The organism is Chryseobacterium paludis (assembly GCF_025403485.1).
GTDB lineage: Bacteria > Bacteroidota > Bacteroidia > Flavobacteriales > Weeksellaceae > Chryseobacterium > Chryseobacterium paludis.
Window position 1 is genome coordinate 1248060 of sequence record NZ_CP099966.1, and the last position, 23746, is coordinate 1271805.

Below are 23746 nucleotides of genomic sequence, written 5' to 3' on the forward strand. Positions count from 1 at the left end.
AACTAAAATCAAAGCTTAATACTTCAAATTAATCTATCACGATACTCTCAACCGCCTTCTGCATAGCGTGTTCCTGGACTCCAGGTACTTTTAAACCCTCAGCACGGAATACAGTAAGATCTGTCATTCCCAAAAAGCCAAGGAAAGCTTTCAAATAAGGAGCCACAAAATCGTTTTCTTTTCCAGGTCCTTCAGAATAAATACCTCCTGAAGACATGGCCACATATACTTTTTTTCCTGTCACCATTCCAATCGGACCATTTTCCCCGTACCCAAAAGTTATTCCAGCTCTTGTAATGTGATCGATCCACGCCTTTAGAGAGGAATGAATGGTAAAATTGATCAAAGGAGCACCAATAACAATGATATCCGCAGCCAATAACTGTTTAACAAGTTCATCAGAAAGACGGATAAACTCTTTTTGCTCTGCTGACATCTCATTGCCGGGTGTAAAGAATGCACGAAGAACTTCAGGACTGAGATGTGGAATTTCAATATCTACAAGGTTCAGTTCTTCCAATGTACTTCCTTGATATTTTTCCAGAATTTTCTCAACGATGGTATTTCCTAGTTTAATACTATAAGAACCTTTACCCTGAAGGCTTGACTTTAAGTGAAGAATGTTTTTCATAAAAATTTACTTATTTAATAATCCTTTTATTGTTACATGATGAGCTTATTCTGATTTTTTCTGTTATTATAAAATGATTCTTTCGCTCAAATAATTAAAGCAAATGTATAGCTACCGTATGGCGAAAAGAATAGACTTACCTAAAGGAAAGCGCTTACGTTGGGGTAAGTCATTATCTTTGTCTTATGAAAGACACCAATAAAGAGCTTCTTCTCAATAGTGAAGAATGTGCCGGCTCACTCAGAAATGTCCTCGATGCATTATATGTATTGAATGGAAAATGGAAGTTGGCCTTGATCTTGTCTTTGATTCAATCATCAAAACGCTTCAATGAGATTCAGCATGAAGTTACCGGGATATCTTCAAAAGTACTGGACAAAGAACTAAAAACTCTGGAACTGAATGGCTTCATTACCCGGAATGTATATCCTACCAAACCCATAACGATCATTTATGAAGCAACCGAGTATAGCATGACTTTAAAGGGTGTAATGGCGGAATTAAGTGTCTGGGGTAAACGGCACAGGGAAAAAATTAAAGAAAGTATGAGAAAGTAATCTTATCTGTTATACTATAAAATTAAATAGGATTATATTAATATTATCTTAAATAGTCCATTCTCCTACATTCTTCAGAAAATTTTTCCCTAAATTTATACTACTGAAGATGATTCTAAATCTTCAAACTATTCAGAAAACAAATAGATCAACCGTCTTAAAGGTTTTCAATTGTGAAGTTCTGTGACTTTACATCAATTATCATTGCTAAAAAATTAAATTTCTTAATTAATGGAAAAACGAATCATAAAAAATACAGATCTATCAATCGCTCCGATTAATTTTGGAGGAAATGTTTTTGGATGGACATTAGACGAACAGCAGTCTTCTGATATCCTGGACCAGTTTACACAAGCTGGATTTAATTTTATTGATACTGCTGATACCTATTCATGGTGGGTAAATGGAAAAGGTGGCCAATCTGAAGAGATCATCGGAAAGTGGATGAAAAGCCGGGGAAACAGAAACGATTTGGTGATCGCTACAAAAGTAGGATCGGAAACTAAAGAACATGGTTTTGATATCAGTAAAAAACACATTCTGAAGTCAGTAGATGAATCACTAAGCAGACTTCAGACCGATCATATTGACCTTTACTATACCCATTTTGATGATCATACAACACCTGTGGAAGAGACTCTTGCAGCGTATGATGAGATCATTAAAGCTGGAAAAGTGCGCTATATCGCAGCTTCAAATTTATCTCCCGAACGGTTAACAGCATCTTTTGAGGCTTCGGAAAAATATAATCTCCCAAAATATGTTGCCTTACAGCCTCATTATAACTTATTGGAAAGAGAGAATTTCGAAACTAAATATGCAGAATTGGTTAAAAAATATGACCTGAGTGTTTTCCCATACTGGTCCTTAGCAGCCGGTTTTTTAACAGGAAAATACCGTAGTGAAGAAGATCTTTCAAAAAGTGCAAGAGGTGAGGGAGTCCGAAAATATCTTAATGAAAAAGGGGAAAAAGTATTAAAGGCATTGGATGAGATTAGTGCAAAGCATCAAGCTAATCAAGCTTCTGTTGCATTGGCATGGTTACTGGCTAATCCACTCATTACAGCTCCGATCGTCAGCGCCACAAGCCAATCTCAATTACAAACATTATTTAAAGCCACAGAACTTCAATTAAATAGTGATGATATCAATCTTCTGAATGAAGCAAGTAAATAAAAAGAAGCCTCTTAATGAGGCTTTTTTTATTCATTTTATTAAGATTCTATTCAGTATCCTTGGTTTACATACATTGTTCAGCGTTTTGCATACATCGAATTTCTGATTTCTAACGAATTTTGAATCATTAAAATCAACAGTATGAAAATGAATACAATACAATTAGGAAATCAGGGATTAATGGTTCCCACTATCGGTCTGGGATGCATGGGAATGACAGGCTTTGAGGATAATAACATGTATGGTGAAGCAGATGAAAAAGAAGCTATCGCCACTATTCACAGATCTTTGGAACTAGGAGGTAATTTTCTTGATACCGCAGATCTTTATGGTCCGTTTAAAAATGAGCAACTTATTGCAAAAGCAATCGGAAATAGCCGCAGTCAATATATTATTGCTACTAAATTTGGCTGGGAAATCGATGACAGTGGCAAAGTGACTTGGGCAATTAAAGGAAATAAAGATTACATAAAAAAATCAGTAGAACGTTCATTAAAGAATTTAAAAACAGATTATATTGATCTCTACTATATGCACAGGCTTGACAAAAACACTCCTATTGAAGAAACTGTTGGTGCCATGAGTGAATTGGTACAGGAAGGAAAAGTAAAATATATTGGCTTATCAGAAGTTTCTTCTGAAACAGTAAAAAGAGCCCATATGGTCCATCCAATTACTGCAGTACAAAGTGAGTATTCTTTGTTTGAACGTACGGTCGAAGAAAGAGGGGTGATTAAAACATTGCATGAACTAGGCGTAGGCTTTGTTCCTTATTCACCTTTAGGACGTGGTTTTTTATCTGGGCAAATCCGTTCTATAAATGATTTACCTGAGAATGATTTCCGAAGGGGAATCCCACGTTTTCAGGAAGCATATTTTCATAAAAATATTGAATTGGTAGATGCAATTGAAATGATGGCAAAAGAAAAAAATATTACATCTACCCAATTAGCATTAGCCTGGATCATCAGTAAAGACTTTGTTCCTATTCCTGGAACAAAACGTAGAAAGTATTTGGAACAGAATATTGATGCAGCCAGCATCCGATTAACTGAAGCTGATCTTTTAAAACTGGAAAGTATAATACCGTTAGGCACTGACACCGGGGCTCCATATGATGAGTTCAGTATGGGACTTTTAGATTAATTCTTACATTTGTTTTATGAATGCCATTCAATCAATTTCTGCTTTTCATCGCTTACTATCTTTACCGGAACCAAAACATCCACTGGTAAGCGTTATCAATTTATCTGACAGTATTTTTCTGGAAGATGAGATATGGAAAGGCTTTGTAAACAGGTTCTATTGTGTTGCATTAAAAAGAGATGCAAAAGGAAAGATCAGATATGGCCAGCAGCATTATGATTATGATAAAGGAGTACTAAGCTTTACTGCACCTAATCAGGTGCAGTACTTAGACTTACATAATATGGAATGTGGTTCAGGCTATCTCCTGATCTTTCATCCTGATTTTCTATTGAAACATCCTTTGGCTTCTGCGATTACAGGGTATGGCTTTTTTTCTTATGCTGTAAATGAAGCTCTGCATCTATCAACAGATGAAGAAAATGATCTGATTGAAATACTCCAGAAAATTGACAAAGAATGCCAGCATATCGATCGCCATACCCAAGAGATCATTTTATCACAAATAGATCTTCTACTTAATTATTCCAACCGTTTTTATGAACGACAGTTTATTACCCGTAAAAATAACAATCATCAGCTGCTTGTTAAATTCGAGCGTTTCCTGAACGATTATTTTGATAATGATCAACCCTCAGATCGGGGTCTATTAACAGTTCACCTTATCGCTGAAGCAATGAATCTGTCTCCCAATTACCTCAGTGATCTTCTCAGGATTCATACGGGACAAAACACCCAACAGCATATCCATGAAAAACTAATAACTAAGGCCAAGGAAAAACTATCAACTACCAGTTTATCTGTTAGCGAAATTGCTTACGCTTTAGGGTTTGAACATGCTCAGTCATTTAGTACTCTTTTTAAAAAGAAAACAAAAATGGCTCCGATGGAATTCAGGGCTTCTTTTGGTATAGATCAATAGTCTATTCTTCATCCGTTTTTTAGGATAAAGGATCAACTTCGTTACGAGACTTTTTTATTGATATGATCACACTTAAATTCAAAAAAAATTCCTCAATACAAGATTGAGGAATTTTACTTACGAAAACTTTTTATTCTTATTAATTCATCGCTTTCTTATTCAAAGCTGTATCTGCAATGCTGGTAAGAAGTACATCACATTTTTTCTCTTCTCCCAATGTTTTAAGGAGTGCTCTAAGGCATTTATTCTGTTTCAAAACTTTGGCATAAGCTGCTAAAGTTCCGTAGGTTGCAATTTCATAATGTTCTACTTTTTGGGAAGCGGCAATAATACCGGCATCACGAACAGCACCTGGTTTTGTTTCCTCCATGATACTTTTACCCTCATCAAGCAATCCCTGCATGGCATCGCATTTTTTAGCCTGTGGTTTTTTACCCAGCGCAGCAAAACAATCCTCTAATCTCTTTACCTGCTCTTTAGTTTCAGCCAAATGAGCACCTATTGCATCTTTCAGCTTTTGATCGGTAGCATTCTTTTGCATTTTTGGTAATGCTTTAGTCAATGCCTTTTCTGCCCAATAAATATCTTTTAACCCATCTTCAAACAAATCTTTTAATTCTTTTGCTGCATCTTTTTTCGCCGGAATCTTTTTTGCAGAAACAGATGTTACCTTACTTTTTGCAGGTGTTGTCTTTCTGGTACTTGGTGTTTTGGTTTTAGTTGCCATAAATAATATTTTTAATGATTTGTTAATAATTTATTAACCATAACAATAATAAAGCCAAAGATTTTTAAATAAAACATCATTTACTTATTAATACATTGGCGTGTTTTTTGGATAGCATATAATATATTTTCTACATTAATTAAAATAGCCACATCATTTTAACTGAAGAATAATTCTTGGGGAAAAATTTTCCTCAAAGACAATTGTTCTCGTTTCGCTAGCATATCTTATCTTACTTTTTGGCTTATACATGTAAAAAACATTTTGCAGAACCATAATATATAGATTTCATTTTGGTAATCTATAGGAAAATACAAATCAAACCATCAAAATATATATACAATGAAAGACCCTAAAAATCAAAAAGACCCCAAATTAGATCAACTTCAGAACCATACCACTGATAATACTGATCAGAATCTTACCACTAATCAGGGATTAAAAATCAATAATAATCAGGATTCATTAAAATCTGATGATCGGGGACCAAGTCTGCTTGAAGACTTTATCCTTAGAGAAAAGATCACTCATTTTGATCATGAAAGAATTCCTGAAAGGATTGTCCATGCCCGAGGTTCAGGAGCTCATGGCATATTTAAATTAAATAAAAGCTTAAAAAAATATACTAAGTCAAAATTCTTAGGAGAAGAAGGTAAGGAAACTCCTGTTTTTGTCCGTTTTTCCACTGTTGCCGGAAGCGCAGGGAGTACCGATTTAGCGCGTGATGTAAGAGGTTTTGCTATTAAATTTTATACAGAAGAAGGTAATTATGATTTAGTAGGTAATAATATTCCTGTATTTTTTATTCAGGATGCTATGAAATTCCCTGATCTTATTCATGCCGTAAAGCCTGAACCCGACAATGCAATTCCACAAGCTGCTTCAGCACATGACACTTTTTGGGATTTCATTTCGTTAATGCCGGAAAGCATGCATATGATTATGTGGGCAATGAGTGACAGGGCAATCCCGAGAAGTTACAGGATGATGGAAGGCTTTGGGGTTCACACCTTCAAATTTATTAATGAAAAAGGAAAAATGCATTTTGTGAAATTTCATTTTAAGCCTAAACTGGGAGTTCATTCTGTAGCTTGGGATGAAGCCACAAAAATATCTGGAAAAGATTCAGATTTCCATAGAAGAGATTTATGGGAAGCTATTGAAAATGGAGCATTTCCGGAATGGGATTTTGGTGTACAGATCATCCCCGAAGAAGATGAACACCGATTTGATTTTGATTTGTTGGATCCAACCAAATTAATTCCGGAAGAAGAAATACCGGTGGAACTTGTAGGTACTTTAACACTCAACAGAAACCCAGACAATTTCTTTGCTGAAACAGAACAAGTTGCTTTCCACCCGGGACACCTGGTTCCTGGAATTGATTTTACCAATGATCCATTATTACAAGGAAGATTATTTTCCTATACAGATACACAATTATCGAGGTTAGGATCTCCTAATTTCCATGAAATACCTATCAACAGATCCATCAATACGGTTCACAATAATCAACGGGACGGACATATGCGCCAGCAAATTGTAAAAGGCAAGGTAAGTTATGAACCCAATACTATGGGTGGAGGCTGTCCATTTCAGGCCATGATGAAAGACGGTGGATTCTCTACACAAAGTGAAAGGGTAGATGGCAGTAAAATACGCGCCAGAAGTCAAAGCTTCGTAGATCACTATTCCCAGGCTAAATTATTCTATAACAGCCAATCTGTTGATGAAAAACGACATCTTCAAAATGCCATTATTTTTGAATTATCTAAGGTCACTATTCCTGCCATCCGTGAAAGAGTGGTTGGACAATTGGCTTTTATTAATAAAGATTTAGCTTCTACGGTAGCAAAAAAAGTAGGGGTAGAGGCTACCAAACTGAAACAGCCTAATGGAAGTATACCCGCAGATACCAATCCTAAAACATTACAAAGTCCTGAAAAAGAACCGCTGACAAAAAGTTCTGAGGCACTAAGTATGGCCAATACCGTGAAAGATACGATAAAGAGCCGTGTCATCGGTTTTATGATGGAGAATGGGGTGAAAGCAGATGACGTAAAAACATTACAATCTAAGCTTCAAAGTAAAGGAGCCGTAGTTCAGATCATTTCCGGAAACTTAGCTCCTGTTAAGGCGGATGATGGGACAATTTTTGAGCCTAAACATTCTCTTACAAGTACGTCCAGTGTATGTTTCGATGCCCTTTATGTATGCAGTGGTAAAAAATCGGCTGAAAATTTAATGAACGAAGATAATCGACCGGGAACGCTGTTATTTGTTAATGAAGCTTATAAACACTGTAAAGCCATTTACTTTGGAAATGAAACAGATTCAGTTTATCAGGCAAGTCATATTAAAAATAAAAAACATGACGATCCTGCTGTTATTACTGCTGAGAACAAAGATGCCGATACCCGATTCATCAAAGCAATTGCCAATCATCGGGTTTGGGAATTAGAAAAAGAAAGAAATAACCCAGTTTAAAACTTGATTAACATGCAACTTCAACAGACTTTACTTGATTATATCAGCCAATCTTTACTTACGATCAACGAAACCGTTTCAGTTGCTGAAACGGTTACATCTGGTTTTTTACAATTTTCGTTTTCACAAATGCAGAATGCCTCCTTATTTTATAAGGGTGGACTTACTGCTTATACGTTAGAAGAAAAAGTGAAAATCTTAAATGTTGACAGAAAAGAGGCTGAAGAATGTGATGGTGTATCACAAAAAATTGCCAATACAATGGCTCTTAGCGTAGCCAAATTATTCTCAACACAATGGTCAATAGCCATTACAGGATTTGCCACACCAAGTCGATATTCGGATTATAATCTTTTTTCTTTTTTCTCAATTAATTATAAAAATGAAATTGTTCTTTCCAAAAGAATAGAATTGCCTTATAAAACTTCAGCAATGAAGGCTCAGCTGTATTATGCTGAGTTTATATTAGGATGCTTTAAAAGCAAATTGAACCAACAATTGATATTAAAGTAAAATGTATAACAGCAGACCTAACTCTCTAACAAGATGAATAAATTCCCTTTTCATTAATCATGATGAAATATTAATTCATCTTTCAAACTTATTATTATGAAAAATATTATATTAAACAAAATCACAGATCAACCCATACGTTTTACAGGAACTGTCATCGCATTTATTGTAGTCGGAGTATTGGTTCTTGTATGGGGTATCCTGGGATCTGTCTTTTCTTTCTCACCCACCTGGAGAATAGCCATCAGTACAGGGATAACCTTAATTACCTTTTCAATGATTTTCTTTACTCTAAAATCGCAAAATAATGATTCAAAAGCAATGCAGATAAAATTAAATGAATTGGTTAAAGCCCATGAACAGTCAAATAACCGGATCGTTGACATAGAAGATCATACAGAGGAAAAATTTCAAAAACTATATGAGAAAAGAAGAAAAATTGATTCAAACCAAACTCGTTTGAAAAACGAACAACATGCTTCTAATCATCGTTACAAATAAGTTTTATCCTTTTTAAGGAATCAAAATAATTACTGATACCGCAATTATAATTGTTTATAAATGCATGATATTTGCTTATTATAAAGTAGCCAAAATTCAAAAAAAAGTAAAATATGAAAACGGATATTCTAACAGAAAAGTACAAATTAGGATTAGGAGGAGTAGCTATAGGAACTGCTTTTGCGGCTATTACGGACGATGAAGCGCACAATATTCTGCAGAAAGCATGGGATCTGGGGATACGTTATTATGATACATCACCCTGGTATGGATTGACTAAAAGCGAAAGAAGGTTTGGCAAATTCCTACAGGACAAAGACAGAAATGACTTTGTCTTTTCTACAAAAGTAGGTCGGTTATTTAAAGAAGTTCCTGAATCTGAAGTTCCACCTACCATGTGGAAAAAACCACTGAATTATGATTTCAAACATGATTACACAGCCGATGCTATCAAAAGATCGATAGACGACAGTCTTGAAAGAACAGGATTGGATCGAATCGATATTGTGTATATCCATGATCTATCAGAAGATCAGGTAGGAGACCGGTATCCATACTATCTGGAACAGGCTAAAAAAGGAGCCTTTAAAGTACTTTCAGATCTTCGTGATCAGGGAATTATCAAAGCATGGGGAATGGGAGTCAATAAGATTGAGCCTATTTTAGACTGCATAGAGGCAGCAGATCCGGACATCTGTCTTTCTGCCACACAATATTCTATTTTAGAACATGAAGATGCTGTAGACCGATTACTTCCGGCCGTAAAAAAAGCTGGAGTACAATTAGTTTCCGGAGCTGGATATAACTCAGGTTTTATAGCGGGTAGAGATCGTTACAATTATAAAGATGTTATTCCTAAAGGAATGACTGAAAAACGTGATAGGATAGCCAAAATAGCAAAAAAATACGATACAAATATTATTCATGCTGCTCTGCAGTTTGTTTTAGCTGCTGATGAGTTTGCTGCTATTATTCCCGGAGCCAGTAAACCGGATCAGGTAAAGGATAATATGAATGGATTAAATGCAGTTATTCCACCTGACTTCTGGAATGAATTAAAATCTGAAGGCCTCATTTATGAAAAAGTCCAAACTACTGATTATCAATAGAATTTTAATTTTAAAATAATACCAAGCCTCCTATAATAGGAGGTTTTATATTGAAGCAAAGAAGATATCATTGCATCAGCCATTAAGTAATTACTTGTTCATAAATAGAATAAAAAAAAACAATCTTTTTTATAGTGTTAATATATCCTAATGTTCATTCATCATTTCTTTTTTTGGGGTAACTTAGAGGTATTATTAAAACAACAGAAATGAACACCCCAAACGCAAAATCTGTACAAGAGCTCACTATTGATGGAAAATCTTATCACTACAGTTCTTTAAAAAACCTTCCGGAAACTGTGGATCATCTGCCATTCAGCATTCGTATTCTTTTAGAAAATGTACTAAGGAATTATGATGGTTTTGGTATTACAAATGAACATATAGATACCTTACTCCAATGGACACCTGCTCCTAATGATAAAGATATTCCATTTAAACCCGCCAGGATTTTAATGCAGGACTTTACAGGAGTACCGGCAGTAGTAGACATGGCCTCTTTGCGTTCAGAATTTGTGAGACAGGGAAAAGACGGACAAAAGATAAACCCTGCTATTCCTGTGGATCTGGTTATAGACCATTCCGTTCAGGTAGATTATTTTGGAACCGATTACTCTTATGATAAAAATGTAGAACTTGAGTTTGAAAGAAATAAGGAGCGGTATGAGGTTCTAAAATGGGCTCAACACGGACTGAATAATTTCACCGTAGTCCCTCCCGGAATGGGGATATGCCATCAGGTTAATCTGGAATATTTAGCAAAAGGAGTCATCAGCAAGGATGAGTGGCTTTTCCCTGATACTTTAGTAGGAACCGATTCTCATACCCCAATGGTGAACGGAATTGGAGTGATTGCATGGGGTGTTGGTGGTATAGAAGCAGAAGCAGCCATGCTGGGACAGCCTATTTTCTTTACTTGCCCAGAGGTTGTAGGTTTAAAACTGACAGGAAAAATTCCGGATCATTGTACCGCAACAGATATGGTACTTTCTATTACTAAAATTTTAAGAGATAAAGGTGTTGTAGGCAAGTTTGTTGAAGTTTTTGGTGATGGGCTGGATCATTTAACAGTAACTGACCGTGCAACGATTTCCAATATGTCACCTGAATTTGGATGTACTGTTACGTATTTCCCTATTGATACGCGGACTTTGGAATATATGCACGCCACCAACCGTTCTCCGGAACAGATCAAAATTGTTGAAGAATATTGCAAAGAAAATCTTTTGTGGAGAACAGGAAAAGAAGAAATCAAATACTCTTCTGTAGCAGAACTTGATCTATCGACTTTAGAACCTACAGTATCCGGTCCTAAGCGTCCACAGGATAAGATTTTAGTTAAAGATCTCAGTCAGAGATTTTCAGAAGTTTTAAAGGATGAACATCACCGTAATTACGAACCTATCTCCAAACGAACAGAATATGCCTGGCTAGCTGATGGCGGGTCAGGAACAGAATTTACTTTTGGTAAAGTCCCTATTGAAGGCGAAATCCATTCAGAAGTCATTCAGGATTCTTTGCGAACCGTAAGGATTAAACAAAATAATTCAGAATTTGTATTGAGTGACGGAAGTATTGTGATTGCCGCTATTACCAGTTGCACCAATACATCAAACCCTGCTGTTATGGTAGGTGCCGGACTTTTAGCTAGAAATGCCATAGAAAAAGGACTTAGGACAAAGTCATGGGTAAAAACCTCTCTGGCACCAGGCTCTAAAGTAGTGACCAAATATTTGGAAAGATCGGGTTTAAATACAGATCTTGAGGCACTTCGTTTTCATACCGTCGGTTATGGATGTACTTCATGTATCGGAAATTCAGGACCACTTCCACCTGCTATTGCAACAGCGGTTGATAATGGAGAACTAGTGGTAGCCTCCGTATTATCCGGAAACAGAAATTTTGAAGCAAGGGTACACCCACAAGTGAAAATGAACTTCCTAATGTCCCCGATGTTGGTGGTTGCTTATGCTTTGGTAGGGCACGTGGACATTAACTTAATTACAGACCCTCTGGACTATGATCCAAACGGACAACCTGTTTATTTAAAAGACATCTGGCCTTCAAGGGAAGAGATTCAAAAAACAATTAATGAATGCATGAAACAGGACGACTTTGAAGAAGTATATAATGTGATCTTCGATGGTTCGGAGGATTGGCAAGACCTGGAAGTTAATCTGGATCAGAATTTTGAATGGAACAAAAACTCAACGTACATCAAAGAGGCTCCTTTTTTTGAAAACATAAAAGCTGATCCTGATGTTGTAACCGATATAAAAAATGCAAGAGTTCTCTTATACCTTGGAGATTCCGTAACCACCGATCATATTTCACCTGCCGGATCATTTAAAGAAGATTCTGCTGCAGGAAGCTATTTGAAGAGTAATAACGTGAACAAAGAGGATTTTAATTCCTATGGATCCAGAAGAGGAAATCATGAAGTAATGATGCGTGGAACTTTTGCCAATGTAAGGATAAAAAACAAAATAGCTGATAAAGAAGGTGGATATAGCCGTTATTTACCAACAGGAGAGGTTAAAACCGTCTTTGATACAGCGATGCAATATCAAAATGATCACACCCCGTTGATTATTTTAGCAGGTAAAGAATATGGCTCCGGTTCTTCCCGTGACTGGGCAGCAAAAGGTACTTTTCTACTCGGAGTAACAGCCGTAATTGCTGAAAGTTTTGAACGTATTCACAGAAGTAACCTTGTTGGAATGGGCGTTGCTCCATTGGTTTTCAATGATGGAGAAAGTGCATTATTATTAGGATTAGATGGAACAGAAACGTATACCATTACTGGCTTAGAGGAAAATTTAACCCCTCATAAAATGCTTAATGTAAAAGCTGTTCATCCATCTGGAAAAGAAACCGTATTCACGGTTAAGGCCAGACTGGATTCGGCAATAGAAATTGAATATTATAAAAACCAAGGGATTTTACAATATGTTTTGAGGGATTATTTAAAAAATAACTAATCTCCGGAATCAGGACTACACGATATGAAAACAAGTGCTGGCATCTTACTATTTAAAAAGGAAAATAACGATCTGTTTTATTTTCTGGTTCATCCGGGAGGTCCCTTCTGGAAGAATAAAGATAATGGTGCCTGGTCCATTCCCAAAGGCGAAATAGAACAGGATGAAGATCCTTTGGAACGGGCTCTTGTAGAGTTTAAAGAAGAAACCGGACAGTCTGTAAAAGGAGAATTCATCGAATTGTCTCCGATCCGGCAGAAAGGAGGGAAAACAGTATATGCCTGGGCTGTAGAAGGCAATGTAGAAACAGCCCGGCTTTTCAGTAATTCTGTAGAGATAGAATGGCCGCCAAGATCAGGAAAACTTATTGAAATACCGGAAGTAGATCAGTGGAAATGGTTTGGTTCGGAAGAAGCGAAGATCCGTATTAATATAGCACAAGCAGGATTATTATCAGAATTGGAAGAACTAATAACAAAAGAAAAGTAAGATTCTTACAGCTCTTTAATTAATCGAAAAGTGAGATTGATCCGGGGTTGCATCGGTTTTACTGATTTAGCGATCCGATGTTCCCAATGAAGCTGTAGGTCACCTTTCATAATCAGTAATGAGCCGTGTGAAAGGGCTAAGCTGTATTTTACCTGATGATCATCAAATTTACGGAAATCAAAATTCCTGACCTGCCCCAGACTAAGGGAAGCAATCACAGGTCTGTTACCAAATCTACTATCTCTATCCCGGTGCCACGCTACAGAATCGTTCCCGTTACGGTATAAGTTTAACAATACAGAATTGAATGTATATCCTGAAAAATGCTCTAAACGGTTTTTTAGTGCCAGTAATTCAGAAGTCCATGGATTGACCACAACACGGGTTCCACTCAATTGATAGGCTTTGCCCTCATCTCCATACCATGCCGTCAGACGGGGAGTCAGAACCTCTTTGTCGTACATCTTCTGAGTAGTCTGTATCCATGGAGTGGTTTCCATTAAAAACACTTTAAGCGCTGTCGCTTCGTTTTCCGGTAAAAAATCATCTGTATATTCCAGTAACTCCTGTGGAAACTGATAATATTCGTCTGCATCAAATAAACTTAGCTGATCCATGGTAAAAAATTATCCTTTATTGCAGGGTGATTCTGTCTGCAATAAAGGATATTAATATTTTTTAATCAAGAGGTTTTCTGCCTGAAATAATATTGTAAAGAACTACAATAATGGCAATAACCAATAAAACATGAACTAAATAACCTGTACTGATTCCCGGTATGATGTTTAACATTCCTAAAAGCCAAACAACAATACAAATAACTGCTACTAACCATAATAAACTTCTCATAATTGTAATTTTTTTTAATTATTATTAATTAAGATAAAGCATACTTTATGCTTCGTATGATAAACAAATGCTGTTTACGTATTACTTCAAATATTCTTTGTCGATTGAGAATACCTGTAAAATAATCAGTGTAAGCAAGAAACCCTGCTACCTGTTTTTATCCTCAACACCGTCTTTTCTAAAACTGACCACCTCATATTCATCATCTGAGCAAAACTTTTTGCAACTTTCGTCACTAAAGGTTTTTGGGCTGTCCATAAAAGCTTTAATATGCTTTTGACTTTCGTCAGTATTAGCTGGCGTAATGATGATGTGATAATCCTTTAACACTGTTTCATCAGCTTTTTTTAAAGCCTCTTTTTTATGTTGAACCGCTTCATTATATTTCATATCACCTATATTTATTATTTTTCAAAAATAATTCTGCCATCAAATGGCTCACTCCAACTTATAAAAATACTATCCTCGAATCTTCTGATGATAACCTGTATAACTTCATAGCTTCCATCTTCATTTTTTTTCTCTACCGTTAAATCAGAACCTTCTCCAATTTCTCCTTTTTTATATTCAACCTGATACAGGTTGTTATCAGTCGGTACAAAATCTTCTTTATGTAAATCTTGATGTGCCATAATAAGTTAGAATTTGATTGATATAAAGAATAAATTGTGCCATTTTACTCAAAAACATTATTTATTTTCATATTTAACATCAAATATTTATGGTATTATTATATTAAATAAAATTTTGACGAACCAGGTATATCTCCTGATAAATTTGATATTCAAATATTTACAACAATTCCTTTTAATCCTTTTAGTGGATTTATCAACTGTGGATTTTTATCCGAAAATTTATTACAATTCCGAAAATTTTTTATTCAAATCTTTAATATCTTTCCGTAATTCCAGAAACATATCTTTCACATTTTGGGTATTATTTTCAGTTTCAAATTCCTGGGTAGAAATACTACACGCATATTCCCAGATTTCCAATACATCATTCAGAAGAATGTCATACGGCTCATAAAACGGATTATCAGCACCGACATGAATTGTATTTTCTTTTCTGGATTTAAATCTTTTATAGGTAATACCATCATTCAGCGTTACGAAAATGTATGTTTTATCAGCTTTTAGATCTTCTGTTTTTTCAATATATTTTCCGACAATATAAGCGCCATCTTTAAAAGGGGGCATAGAATCTCCTTCTACAGGAAAAGCCCTGTATTTTCCGTTGGTAAGAAAGGGTAACGAAATATTCTGCAGGCTTTCGATATAACCGGGATCTGTATATCCGGACAGATATCCCATCGATGCTTTTTGAGGAATGATTTCAATACTGTTATTCCCGGATTGATCTACTACAACAGGAAGTACAATTCTGTTATCAGGTAAATTAACAATATCATTCAAGGGGTATTTTTTGAGATCTATAGTCACCATCAGATCAATACTTATCCTGTAGTATCTGGATATTTTAATCAATAATTCTATTGGAGGCTGTGAAGCACCATCTTCATATTTGGCATATCGACCACGGGTGATTGATAAGTGATCCGCTACCGTTTGTTGAGATAATTTTAATTGATCTCTCAGATACCTGATGTTTTCTGCTAAAACTGACATTGCTATAAATTATAGCAACAAATATAATCATTTTGATATAAATTGTAACTAATTTTGTTCCGTGGAACGATCGATTGTACATATGGACCTGGATACCTTTTTTGTGTCCTGTGAGCGTCTTAATAATTCAGAACTTAACGGAATCCCCCTGATCATCGGAGGTGGGGACCGTGGAGTAGTAGCATCATGTTCCTATGAAGCAAGAAAATTCGGCGTTCGTTCTGCAATGCCTATAAGAATGGCACTTAAACTCTGTCCCGATGCTAAAGTAATCCGTGGAGACCATGAATTGTATTCTAATTTATCTCATTTGGTAACAGAGGTGATCCAAAGTAAAGTTCCGGTCATGGAGAAGGCGAGTGTTGATGAATTTTACCTTGACCTGTCCGGAATGGATCAGTTTTTTGGATGCTATCAGTGGACGAAAGAAATTGCTGCTGCGGTAACCAAAGAAACAGGGCTTCCGATCAGCTTTGCCCTATCCAACAACAAAACCGTTTCAAAAATAGGAAGCGGGGAATCTAAGCCTGAAGGAAAACTGCAAATAGAACCTCAGAATATGCAAGGATTTCTCAATCCTTTATCCATAAGAAAAATTCCGATGGTGGGCAATGCTACCTTTCAGCTTCTTTCGAGAATAGGCATCCGTACCATCCATACTCTATCCGACATGCCTGTCCTGGTGCTGCAGCAGATGATTGGTAAAAACGGAATTGAACTATGGAAAAAAGCAAATGGCATTGATGAAAATCCAGTCATCCCTTATTCGGAAAGAAAATCGATCTCCACAGAAAGGACTTTTTCAAATGATACCATGGATATTATCTCTTTAAAAGGATTAATATCAGGAATGGCAGAGCAGTTGGCTTATCAGCTGCGGAAGGAAAAATGGCTGACTTCAACGGTAACTATTAAGATCCGGTATTCCAATTTTGATACAGAAACCAAACAATGCAAGGTATCCTATACGTCTGCGGATCACACGCTTTCACGGGTTGCCCTGGAATTATTTCAAAAAGCCTATACCAGAAGAATGCGTCTTCGTTTGGTAGGTTTACGCTTCACAGGACTGGTTCATGGAAATCACCAGATGGATCTTTTCGAAGACACTGAAGAACTGATGAACCTGTATCAGTCGATGGATTACATCAAAAACCGTTTTGGAGCACAAGCTGTCGGCAGGGCTTCAGGGTTTGATTTAGAAAATAAAAACAGATTACTCTAACGCTATGTTTCTCAATTGTCATTCTTTTCACAGCCTTCGTTATGGCACATTATCCATAAAGGAATTAGTAAAACAGGCTTATGAGCTGGGAGTTAAGGAACTGGTTTTAACGGATATCAATACCATCACCGGGATTTACGAGTTTAAAACCCTATGTGATGATTGTGGTATAAAACCCATTGCCGGAGTTGAAATAAGGAAAGAAGGCAGGCTTCTTTATGTTGCGATTGCAAAGGAATTCAGTGGTATTGGGGAAATCAACCGGATCATTACAGACTATAACTGTGAGGAGAAAAATTTAACGGCAACCGCTCCCGAATTTGCCAATGTATTTGTTATTTATCCGAAAGAAAATATTCCCGAAGTATTAAAAGAAAATGAATTCATAGGTCTCCGGGAAGAAGAATTAACGCTTCTTATACGCCCTGAATATCAAAGTCTCACCCATAAAATGGTGATTCTCCATCCGATAACATTTGCCACCAAGAAAGATTATAATTTACACCGAATTCTCAGAGCTATAGATAACAATACACTCCTCACTAAACTAACTGAAAACGAAACCTGTCATAAAACGGAATATTTTAAGCAGGAACAAAGTCTCAGAGATTCTTTCCAGCAGTTTTCTGGAATTATTGAGAATACACAACAGATTCTAGATGACTGTTATTTTGAATTTATTTATAGAGATAAAGTCAAAAACAAACAACATTACACCCGGTCTAAAGAAGGAGATCTTAAAATGCTGACCCGACTGGCGTATTTAGGGTTAAAAAAACGCTATGGCTTGGATCATGAAATAGCCACAGCAAGGGTTGAAAAAGAACTTAAAGTGATTGACGAGCTCAATTTCAGTTCTTATTTTCTGATCGTCTGGGATATTATAAGATACAGCAACAGAATGGGTTTTATGCATGTAGGACGGGGAAGTGGTGCCAATAGTATCGTCAGCTTTTGTTTGGAAATTACGGATATCTGCCCTTTGGAACTTGATCTTTATTTTGAACGATTTCTCAATCTAAACCGAAAAACTCCACCTGATTTCGATATCGACTGGAGCTGGCAGGAAAGAGATGCCATTCTGCAATATATTTTTGACCGATATGGAAAAGAACATGTCGCCTTCTGCGGAACAAATGTTGAATTTAAATACAAATCGATATTACGGGAAGTTGGAAAGGTCTTTGGTTTACCGAAAGAAGAGCTGGATGAGCTGACCAGTCAACGGATAGAATTTCATGATATAAACCCAGTTGTAAAGCTCGTTCATAAATATGGCAAGCTATTGGAAAAGTTTCCGAATCAAAGAAGCATGCATGCCTGTGGAATTCTGATTTCAGAAGAACCTATTACCCATTTTACGGCCCTTGAAATGCCACCAAAAGGATTTCCCATTGTTCAGTTTGATATGAATGTGGCTGAAGATATCGGTTTTGAAAAGTTCGATATCCTTTCCCAAAGAGGCTTAGGAACGATTAATGATACCGTTAAGCTGATAAAAAAAACAAGGAATATCGAAATAGATATTCGGGATACATCAATTTCTAAAGATGAAGAGGTATGCAATGAATATTTAGCACAAGGTAAAACAATAGGCTGTTTCTATATTGAAAGTCCTGCCATGCGTGGACTTTTACGAAGGCTGAAATGTGATAATTATAAAATTTTAGTCGCCGCATCCTCGATCATCAGACCTGGTGTCGCCCAAAGTGGGATGATGCGCGAATATATCTTCAGACACAATCATCCTGACCAGTTTGAATATTTTCATGAGGTGTTCAGGGAGCATTTAGGGGAAACATATGGAATTATGGTCTATCAGGAAGATGTGATCAAAATTTCCCAACATTATGGCGGCTTATCTTTGGCCGACGGAGATATTTTACGACGTGCTATGAGTGGAAAAGGCCGTTCCATTGAAAAGCTTCAGGAAGTAAGAAGTAACTTTTTTGCATCCTGTTGTGAAAAAGGACATCCCGAAGCTCTGTCGGCAGAAGTTTACCGCCAGATCGAGTCCTTTGCCGGATATTCTTTCTGTAAGGCACATTCGGCTTCCTATGCCGTAGAAAGTTATCAGAGTTTATATCTAAAAGTATACTACCCGTTAGAGTTCATGGTTTCTGTGATCAATAATATGGGTGGGTTCTACCGTACTGAGGTTTATATTCATGAAACCAAAATGTCCGGTGGGATTGTCTGCAATCCTTGTGTAAATACCAGTGATTTTCAAACCACCTTGCACGGAAAAGAGATCTATCTTGGATTTATGCATTTGCAGGGGCTTGAAACGAGAATTGCCCATTTTATTGTTGAAGAAAGAATCAGAAATGAGGATTACAAATCCTTAGAAGATTTTATCCGCAGAGTCCCCATTGGACTCGAAACCGCGCAGATCCTCATTTTCATCGGAGCTTTCAGATTTACAGGAAAACAAAAAAATGAATTACTGGTAGAAATCAGAATGCTTCTCGTGAATTTTAAACCAGAAAACAGGGGTTTGATGTTAATTGAAGAACCCGTTAAGGAATACAAGCTTCCCCAGTTGAAAAGGGAAACTTTTGAAGATGCTTTTGATGAAATTGAAATTCTGGGATTTACCGTATCATGCGGCCCTTTTGATTTATTGAAGACCCAATACAGGGGTTCCGTTTTTGTAAAAGACCTGCTACAGTACCATAAGAAACAAGTGAAGATGATGGCTTATCTGATCTCCAGAAAACATGTTCCGACCAAGAAAGGAACTATGTATTTTGGAACCTGGATCGATGTAAACGGGGATTATTTTGATACCGCTCATTTTCCGGACAGCCTTGAAAAGTATTCATTTCAGGGTGGCGGATGTTATTTGCTTTTAGGAATTGTAGAAGTCGATTTTCATTTTCCTACCATTACAGTCACTAAAATGGCTAAGATGCCATTTATTCCCGATCCAAGATATGCCTATGATAAAGAAATGCAATATGATATTCATAAGCAAATTAAAGAAGATGTAAGTATGACCAACCGACCTCCTTACCCACAGGCTCATGAAATCGGATTACCCAGAAACAAGTTTAAATAATATGTAAAACTTATTTCTTTTTATAAGGCAGGTTCCAGATCAGATCAGCAGCCAGATAATGAACTCCGCCCTTGGTAATACTGTGACTGCCTCTGATGAGATCATCCATATAACCAATATCTACTGTAAAAGGAGAGTTTGGAATATTAAACATATAATAGGCAGCAATACGCATTTCCCGATATCCAAAAGGAGTCCATTCCGGATTGGGTTCATTAAGATAACTCGCAGAAAACAGTCCCTCTACACTTAATGCCAGTTTCTGATTATTTTCTGAGGGTAAATTATACGTGATCTGGCTTTTGATACGGGTTCTTAATTGGAAGTTTTCTTCCACATTGTGAAAATCGGGATCAAAAAACTTTCTGAATTCCTGTCGGATCGTATTTTTCAGTTTCCATCTTTCCCCAAATTTAAAGGTATAGGCATATCTTCCGTAAATCCTGAATTCCTGTTCTGTGCCTTCTTTTTCATAAGGTGAAACCTCATCATATTGAGGTTGTCGACGATAGCTTATCGCATAGCTATACTGTTGATGGGGAGCAAAAGAATGATACACTTCGTGATTCAACACAAAAATGGCTTGCTTTGAGAATAAATTATCCTGATCGGGCTGACTCTTACGTCCTATGGCAATATAGCTTAAAGCCTGTTTCGTTCCTAAAGAATCCAGCTGGCGTCTAACACCAAATGCACCCCAAAATGCAGTATTGGCCTCACCTAAACCGGGTGGACTGATCTGGGCCTGTAAAAGAAGACCGGCAAACAAAAATAAGGCTCCGGTAATTTTTTTTAATCTAAACGGTCGTACAACACATAAAACATTCTCCATCGTCACAAATTTAAAGGCTTTTTAATCCTACTTATTATTTAAATATCTTTTAAAGTGTCGAAAATCGGGACAAATTCTGGAAGAATTCTGGAAAAGGGTCTATCCATTTACTATATAACAAATTTTAGCAATTTGTGGCCGGAGTATCTGAACTCCGGCTTTTTTATGTTTATTTATTTTATGGATAATTCTATCCCCAAAACCTTGCATTAGCACACATTTTGTTATCAAAGATGCTTAGCGTTGCAATGAGATTGATTTGACTTCTAGAAAATTCAAGATTAATTTGAAATTCGAATGCTATCTTGTCATGATTAATTTTTAAAATATGAAATTCATAACCTACCTGGAGGCTAATAAAAGGCTCTTATTCTATTCAACACTGATAAGTTTAGTGGTTATATTTATTATGTTGAGCCTCTTTGTTACCTTCATTTCCCCTGAATATTTAGATCTTCATATTTCTCAAGAGATCCAGGAAAATCAAACCCAGAATCTTAATACATTAATGATAGGTGTCAGTTGGTTGGGAAGAACACCAGTATCCGTCGTGATGGTTTTTCTCACTTCTTTACTATTGGTCTTATTACAGTATAAAAAAGAAGCGATTCTCGTTCTATCGACATTACTATCAGGGATCGTTGGATTAATCCTGAAAATACTCATCAACAGACCCCGTCCTTCTCAGGATCTGATTGTTCTCTTAGAAAAGACCCAGTATCAGAGTTTTCCAAGTGGACATGTCTTATTCTATACCACTTTTTTCGGAGCACTAATTCTTATTTTCCTTCATATGAAGAAAATAAGATATACAATAAGAATACTTCTTATAACCCTTTGTCTCCTGATGATATTCTTTGGAGCTTTTTCCCGTATTTATCTGGGAGCACATTGGTTTACCGATGTTGTAGGGGGATTTATTGTCGGAATTCTATGCTTATTTGCTCTGGGATCTGTTTATGTTAAAAATATGAAAACAGTCCCATAACAGGACTGTTTTATTTTGAATTGATATTCTAAACTTCTTTATTAAAACAACAAATTGAAGGTATCTTTTGCATTCAATAAGGCGACCACCTTTGGTGACCAGGTATTAAGAAGGATGCAGACCGTTACTTTTTGTTTTGGGAAATAATAGGATTTACCACCAAATCCAAATACATGCCCGTCATGTCCTAAAGCCACTCCCTGATTTGTATCCAGTTTCATCAGCCCCAATCCATACTGTTTATTATATTTCAGATCCGGTTCCAGTCGTGCTGGATCATTATCTACAAAGGTTTGCAGTTGCTGCATAGAGGTAGGTGAGAGGATCTTCCCTGTTAATAAACTTTCTACAAATAGGGTAATATCTGAAGCCGTTGATATCATTCCACCATCTATCGCCCCTTCACCACCGATACCATTATTATCTATGTGAGTTACGTCAGTCAGAGGATCACTGATCGTTTCAGCATAATAGGATCGGGTAAGTTTATCCGGCAGTAGGGTACTCGCAGTTGTATTTTTCAGCCCAAGTGGTGTGATCACTTTCTCATTGATTACCTGATAAGATGGTTTCCCAGTTACTTTTTTAATGATAAGAGAAAGTAAGAGATAATTGGAATTGCTGTAATATCCTTTTCCAACAGGATCATCAGCCGGTTTGTCATAAATAAGTTGCAGCGTCTGCTCTGCAGAATAATTAACGATACTTCCATCAAAAACACCTGGAGCAATATCCGGTAAATAGTTATGGATTCCCGCTCTGTGATTAAGACATTGCTCGATCGTTACCTCATTGGCATTGGCGATACGATCTGTAATACTGTGGGGAAGGTATTGGTTAATTTTATCTTTAATATTCAACAAACCCTCTTCCTGTAATTTTAAAATAGTTGTAGCTGCAAACATTTTGGTCATACTCCCGATACGAAGCCTATTATCCGTGGACATTTTGATATTCTTTTCTCTGTCGGCCAATCCACCGGAACCAGTCCAGGTACCTTCAGGAGAAATTACCGCTACATTCACTCCCACAGCTCCGGCTGCCATAAACTGATCAACAATACGCTGATATTTTTGAGCATTTGGATTACTCCCAGGAGGCAGATCAGTGGACCTGTCTTCTTCACAAGAGTTCACTGCAATAAAAACAGCAGTCAATGCTGTTAGAAACCATAGTTTTTTCATAGAAAACTTTTTTTAGTTAGTATTAATTAAACTGAAACAGAGTAAAATTTTCGCTCTATGGTATTTTTTTAAAATTAATTATTGAATGGAAGGAAAGAATACTGCACTTATTATATCTCTAATTTGTGATGTTTTTTCAAAAATAGAGCATTATCTAAACAGAACTAAACAAATTTTTATTAAATATTTCATAATTTTCTGTTCTAAAATTTTAACTAAAAAAGAATCTTTCCACATAATATCACAGTCAATTATCTGTTTTCGTTACGATCATTCAGTGATCTCAATCCAATTACCTTCGGGATCTTTTACAATACTTTCATAATAACCATCACCCGTGGTTCTTGGTTCTCCAATAACAGTATATCCGTCATCCTGTAATTTCTTTGTCAGACTATCCACTTTTTCTTTATTTCCTACAGATATAGCCAGATGAGCATATCCCATTAGCATTCCTCTTGTCCCATCATTCTCGGTAATATCCGGACGTTCCATGAGCTCCAGTCTTGCAGAAGGATTGTTTTTAAATGATAAGAAATAGGAAGCAAATCTTTTAGTTTGATTTTCATATTTCTCATTGCTTTCCATTTCAAAATAATTCAAATAGAACTTTCGCATCAGTTCTATATGGTTACACCATAAGGCAAAGTGATCAAATTTCATTTTTTCTACATTTAAGTTTTCAAATATTATCTCTAAATGTTTTGCAAATTTATGCAAATTTGCATAAATTTGCAAAA

23 protein-coding genes are annotated in these 23746 nt (G+C 36.4%); 13 read left to right on the forward strand and 10 right to left on the reverse strand.

All coding sequences use genetic code 11. The features are described from left to right. Window positions 1-28: 28 nt before the first annotated feature. The gene (locus NG806_RS05330; protein ID WP_261512235.1) at window positions 29-631 is read right to left on the reverse strand and encodes an FMN-dependent NADH-azoreductase; all 603 of its coding nucleotides are present in this window, start codon (window positions 629-631) and stop codon (window positions 29-31) included. Between the two features lie 185 nt (window positions 632-816). Here NG806_RS05330 and NG806_RS05335 point away from each other — a divergent pair, with 185 nt between their 5' ends. From NG806_RS05335 to NG806_RS05350, 4 genes are all read left to right on the forward strand, one after another. Then, window positions 817-1188: a winged helix-turn-helix transcriptional regulator gene (locus tag NG806_RS05335; RefSeq protein ID WP_261512236.1), complete on the forward strand. Its 372-nt coding sequence runs from the start codon at window positions 817-819 to the stop codon at window positions 1186-1188. A gap of 231 nt (window positions 1189-1419) precedes the next feature. Next, a complete protein-coding gene (locus NG806_RS05340) occupies window positions 1420-2364 on the forward strand; it encodes an aldo/keto reductase (protein ID WP_261512238.1) in 945 nt (314 codons plus the stop codon). A 147-nt stretch (window positions 2365-2511) separates the two neighbouring features. Next, a complete protein-coding gene (locus NG806_RS05345; protein ID WP_261512239.1) occupies window positions 2512-3510 on the forward strand; it encodes an aldo/keto reductase in 999 nt (332 codons plus the stop codon). A 16-nt stretch (window positions 3511-3526) separates the two neighbouring features. Further along, window positions 3527-4432 carry a helix-turn-helix domain-containing protein gene (locus tag NG806_RS05350; RefSeq protein WP_261512240.1) on the forward strand — a complete coding sequence of 302 codons (906 nt, stop codon included), beginning with the start codon at window positions 3527-3529 and terminating at the stop codon, window positions 4430-4432. Window positions 4433-4571: 139 nt separating this feature from the next. Here the strand turns inward: NG806_RS05350 and NG806_RS05355 are convergent, their stop codons facing one another. After that, window positions 4572-5159 (reverse strand): YciE/YciF ferroxidase family protein, encoded by a 588-nt coding sequence (locus NG806_RS05355; protein ID WP_214824850.1) that lies wholly within the window; start codon window positions 5157-5159, stop codon window positions 4572-4574. Window positions 5160-5501: 342 nt separating this feature from the next. On the opposite strand from NG806_RS05355, the gene NG806_RS05360 reads away from it, so the two are divergent. From NG806_RS05360 to NG806_RS05385, 6 genes are all read left to right on the forward strand, one after another. Then, window positions 5502-7646 carry a catalase gene (locus tag NG806_RS05360; protein WP_261512242.1) on the forward strand — a complete coding sequence of 715 codons (2145 nt, stop codon included), beginning with the start codon at window positions 5502-5504 and terminating at the stop codon, window positions 7644-7646. A gap of 12 nt (window positions 7647-7658) precedes the next feature. Beyond that, window positions 7659-8159, forward strand: coding sequence for a CinA family protein (locus tag NG806_RS05365; protein WP_214824845.1), 501 nt, complete (start codon window positions 7659-7661; stop codon window positions 8157-8159). Between the two features lie 96 nt (window positions 8160-8255). Further along, the gene (locus NG806_RS05370; RefSeq protein WP_214824841.1) at window positions 8256-8660 is read left to right on the forward strand and encodes a low affinity iron permease family protein; all 405 of its coding nucleotides are present in this window, start codon (window positions 8256-8258) and stop codon (window positions 8658-8660) included. A gap of 113 nt (window positions 8661-8773) precedes the next feature. Continuing rightward, a complete protein-coding gene (locus NG806_RS05375) occupies window positions 8774-9769 on the forward strand; it encodes an aldo/keto reductase (RefSeq protein WP_261512246.1) in 996 nt (331 codons plus the stop codon). A 209-nt stretch (window positions 9770-9978) separates the two neighbouring features. Beyond that, entirely contained in the window at window positions 9979-12750 is a 2772-nt protein-coding gene (gene acnA, locus NG806_RS05380; RefSeq protein WP_261512247.1) for an aconitate hydratase AcnA, read from the forward strand. A gap of 24 nt (window positions 12751-12774) precedes the next feature. After that, window positions 12775-13239, forward strand: coding sequence for an NUDIX hydrolase (locus NG806_RS05385; protein WP_214824834.1), 465 nt, complete (start codon window positions 12775-12777; stop codon window positions 13237-13239). Between the two features lie 5 nt (window positions 13240-13244). Here NG806_RS05385 and NG806_RS05390 read toward each other — a convergent pair whose 3' ends face one another. The 5 genes from NG806_RS05390 to NG806_RS05410 all read right to left on the reverse strand — a co-directional run bounded on the left by NG806_RS05390 (window position 13245) and on the right by NG806_RS05410 (window position 15716). Next, window positions 13245-13856: an alpha-ketoglutarate-dependent dioxygenase AlkB family protein gene (locus NG806_RS05390; RefSeq protein WP_261512249.1), complete on the reverse strand. Its 612-nt coding sequence runs from the start codon at window positions 13854-13856 to the stop codon at window positions 13245-13247. Window positions 13857-13917: 61 nt separating this feature from the next. Further along, window positions 13918-14088 (reverse strand): lmo0937 family membrane protein, encoded by a 171-nt coding sequence (locus NG806_RS05395; RefSeq protein WP_034684968.1) that lies wholly within the window; start codon window positions 14086-14088, stop codon window positions 13918-13920. A 147-nt stretch (window positions 14089-14235) separates the two neighbouring features. Beyond that, window positions 14236-14478 carry a hypothetical protein gene (locus NG806_RS05400; RefSeq protein ID WP_214824831.1) on the reverse strand — a complete coding sequence of 81 codons (243 nt, stop codon included), beginning with the start codon at window positions 14476-14478 and terminating at the stop codon, window positions 14236-14238. Between the two features lie 14 nt (window positions 14479-14492). Then, window positions 14493-14720: a glutathione synthase gene (locus NG806_RS05405; RefSeq protein WP_214824830.1), complete on the reverse strand. Its 228-nt coding sequence runs from the start codon at window positions 14718-14720 to the stop codon at window positions 14493-14495. A 225-nt stretch (window positions 14721-14945) separates the two neighbouring features. Continuing rightward, window positions 14946-15716, reverse strand: a complete 771-nt coding sequence (locus NG806_RS05410; protein WP_261512250.1) for an XRE family transcriptional regulator — start codon at window positions 15714-15716, stop codon at window positions 14946-14948. 61 nt (window positions 15717-15777) lie between these two features. On the opposite strand from NG806_RS05410, the gene dinB reads away from it, so the two are divergent. Together dinB and NG806_RS05420 are read left to right on the forward strand one after the other, a co-directional pair. Beyond that, on the forward strand, window positions 15778-16941 hold the full coding sequence (dinB, locus tag NG806_RS05415; RefSeq protein ID WP_261512251.1) for a DNA polymerase IV: 1164 nt from the start codon (window positions 15778-15780) through the stop codon (window positions 16939-16941). 4 nt (window positions 16942-16945) lie between these two features. Continuing rightward, complete coding sequence (locus NG806_RS05420) at window positions 16946-20002, forward strand: DNA polymerase III subunit alpha (RefSeq protein ID WP_261512252.1); 3057 nt, start codon at window positions 16946-16948, stop codon at window positions 20000-20002. A 10-nt stretch (window positions 20003-20012) separates the two neighbouring features. On the opposite strand, the gene NG806_RS05425 is transcribed toward NG806_RS05420, so the two are convergent. Further along, window positions 20013-20834, reverse strand: coding sequence for a DUF2490 domain-containing protein (locus NG806_RS05425; RefSeq protein ID WP_214824820.1), 822 nt, complete (start codon window positions 20832-20834; stop codon window positions 20013-20015). 328 nt (window positions 20835-21162) lie between these two features. Here NG806_RS05425 and NG806_RS05430 point away from each other — a divergent pair, with 328 nt between their 5' ends. Then, window positions 21163-21822 carry a phosphatase PAP2 family protein gene (locus NG806_RS05430; protein WP_214824816.1) on the forward strand — a complete coding sequence of 220 codons (660 nt, stop codon included), beginning with the start codon at window positions 21163-21165 and terminating at the stop codon, window positions 21820-21822. Window positions 21823-21863: 41 nt separating this feature from the next. Here NG806_RS05430 and NG806_RS05435 read toward each other — a convergent pair whose 3' ends face one another. Both NG806_RS05435 and NG806_RS05440 read right to left on the reverse strand, forming a co-directional pair. Continuing rightward, window positions 21864-23006, reverse strand: coding sequence for a serine hydrolase domain-containing protein (locus NG806_RS05435; protein WP_261512253.1), 1143 nt, complete (start codon window positions 23004-23006; stop codon window positions 21864-21866). 270 nt (window positions 23007-23276) lie between these two features. After that, window positions 23277-23669 carry a VOC family protein gene (locus tag NG806_RS05440; protein ID WP_214824812.1) on the reverse strand — a complete coding sequence of 131 codons (393 nt, stop codon included), beginning with the start codon at window positions 23667-23669 and terminating at the stop codon, window positions 23277-23279. Between the last annotated feature and the right edge of the window lie 77 nt (window positions 23670-23746).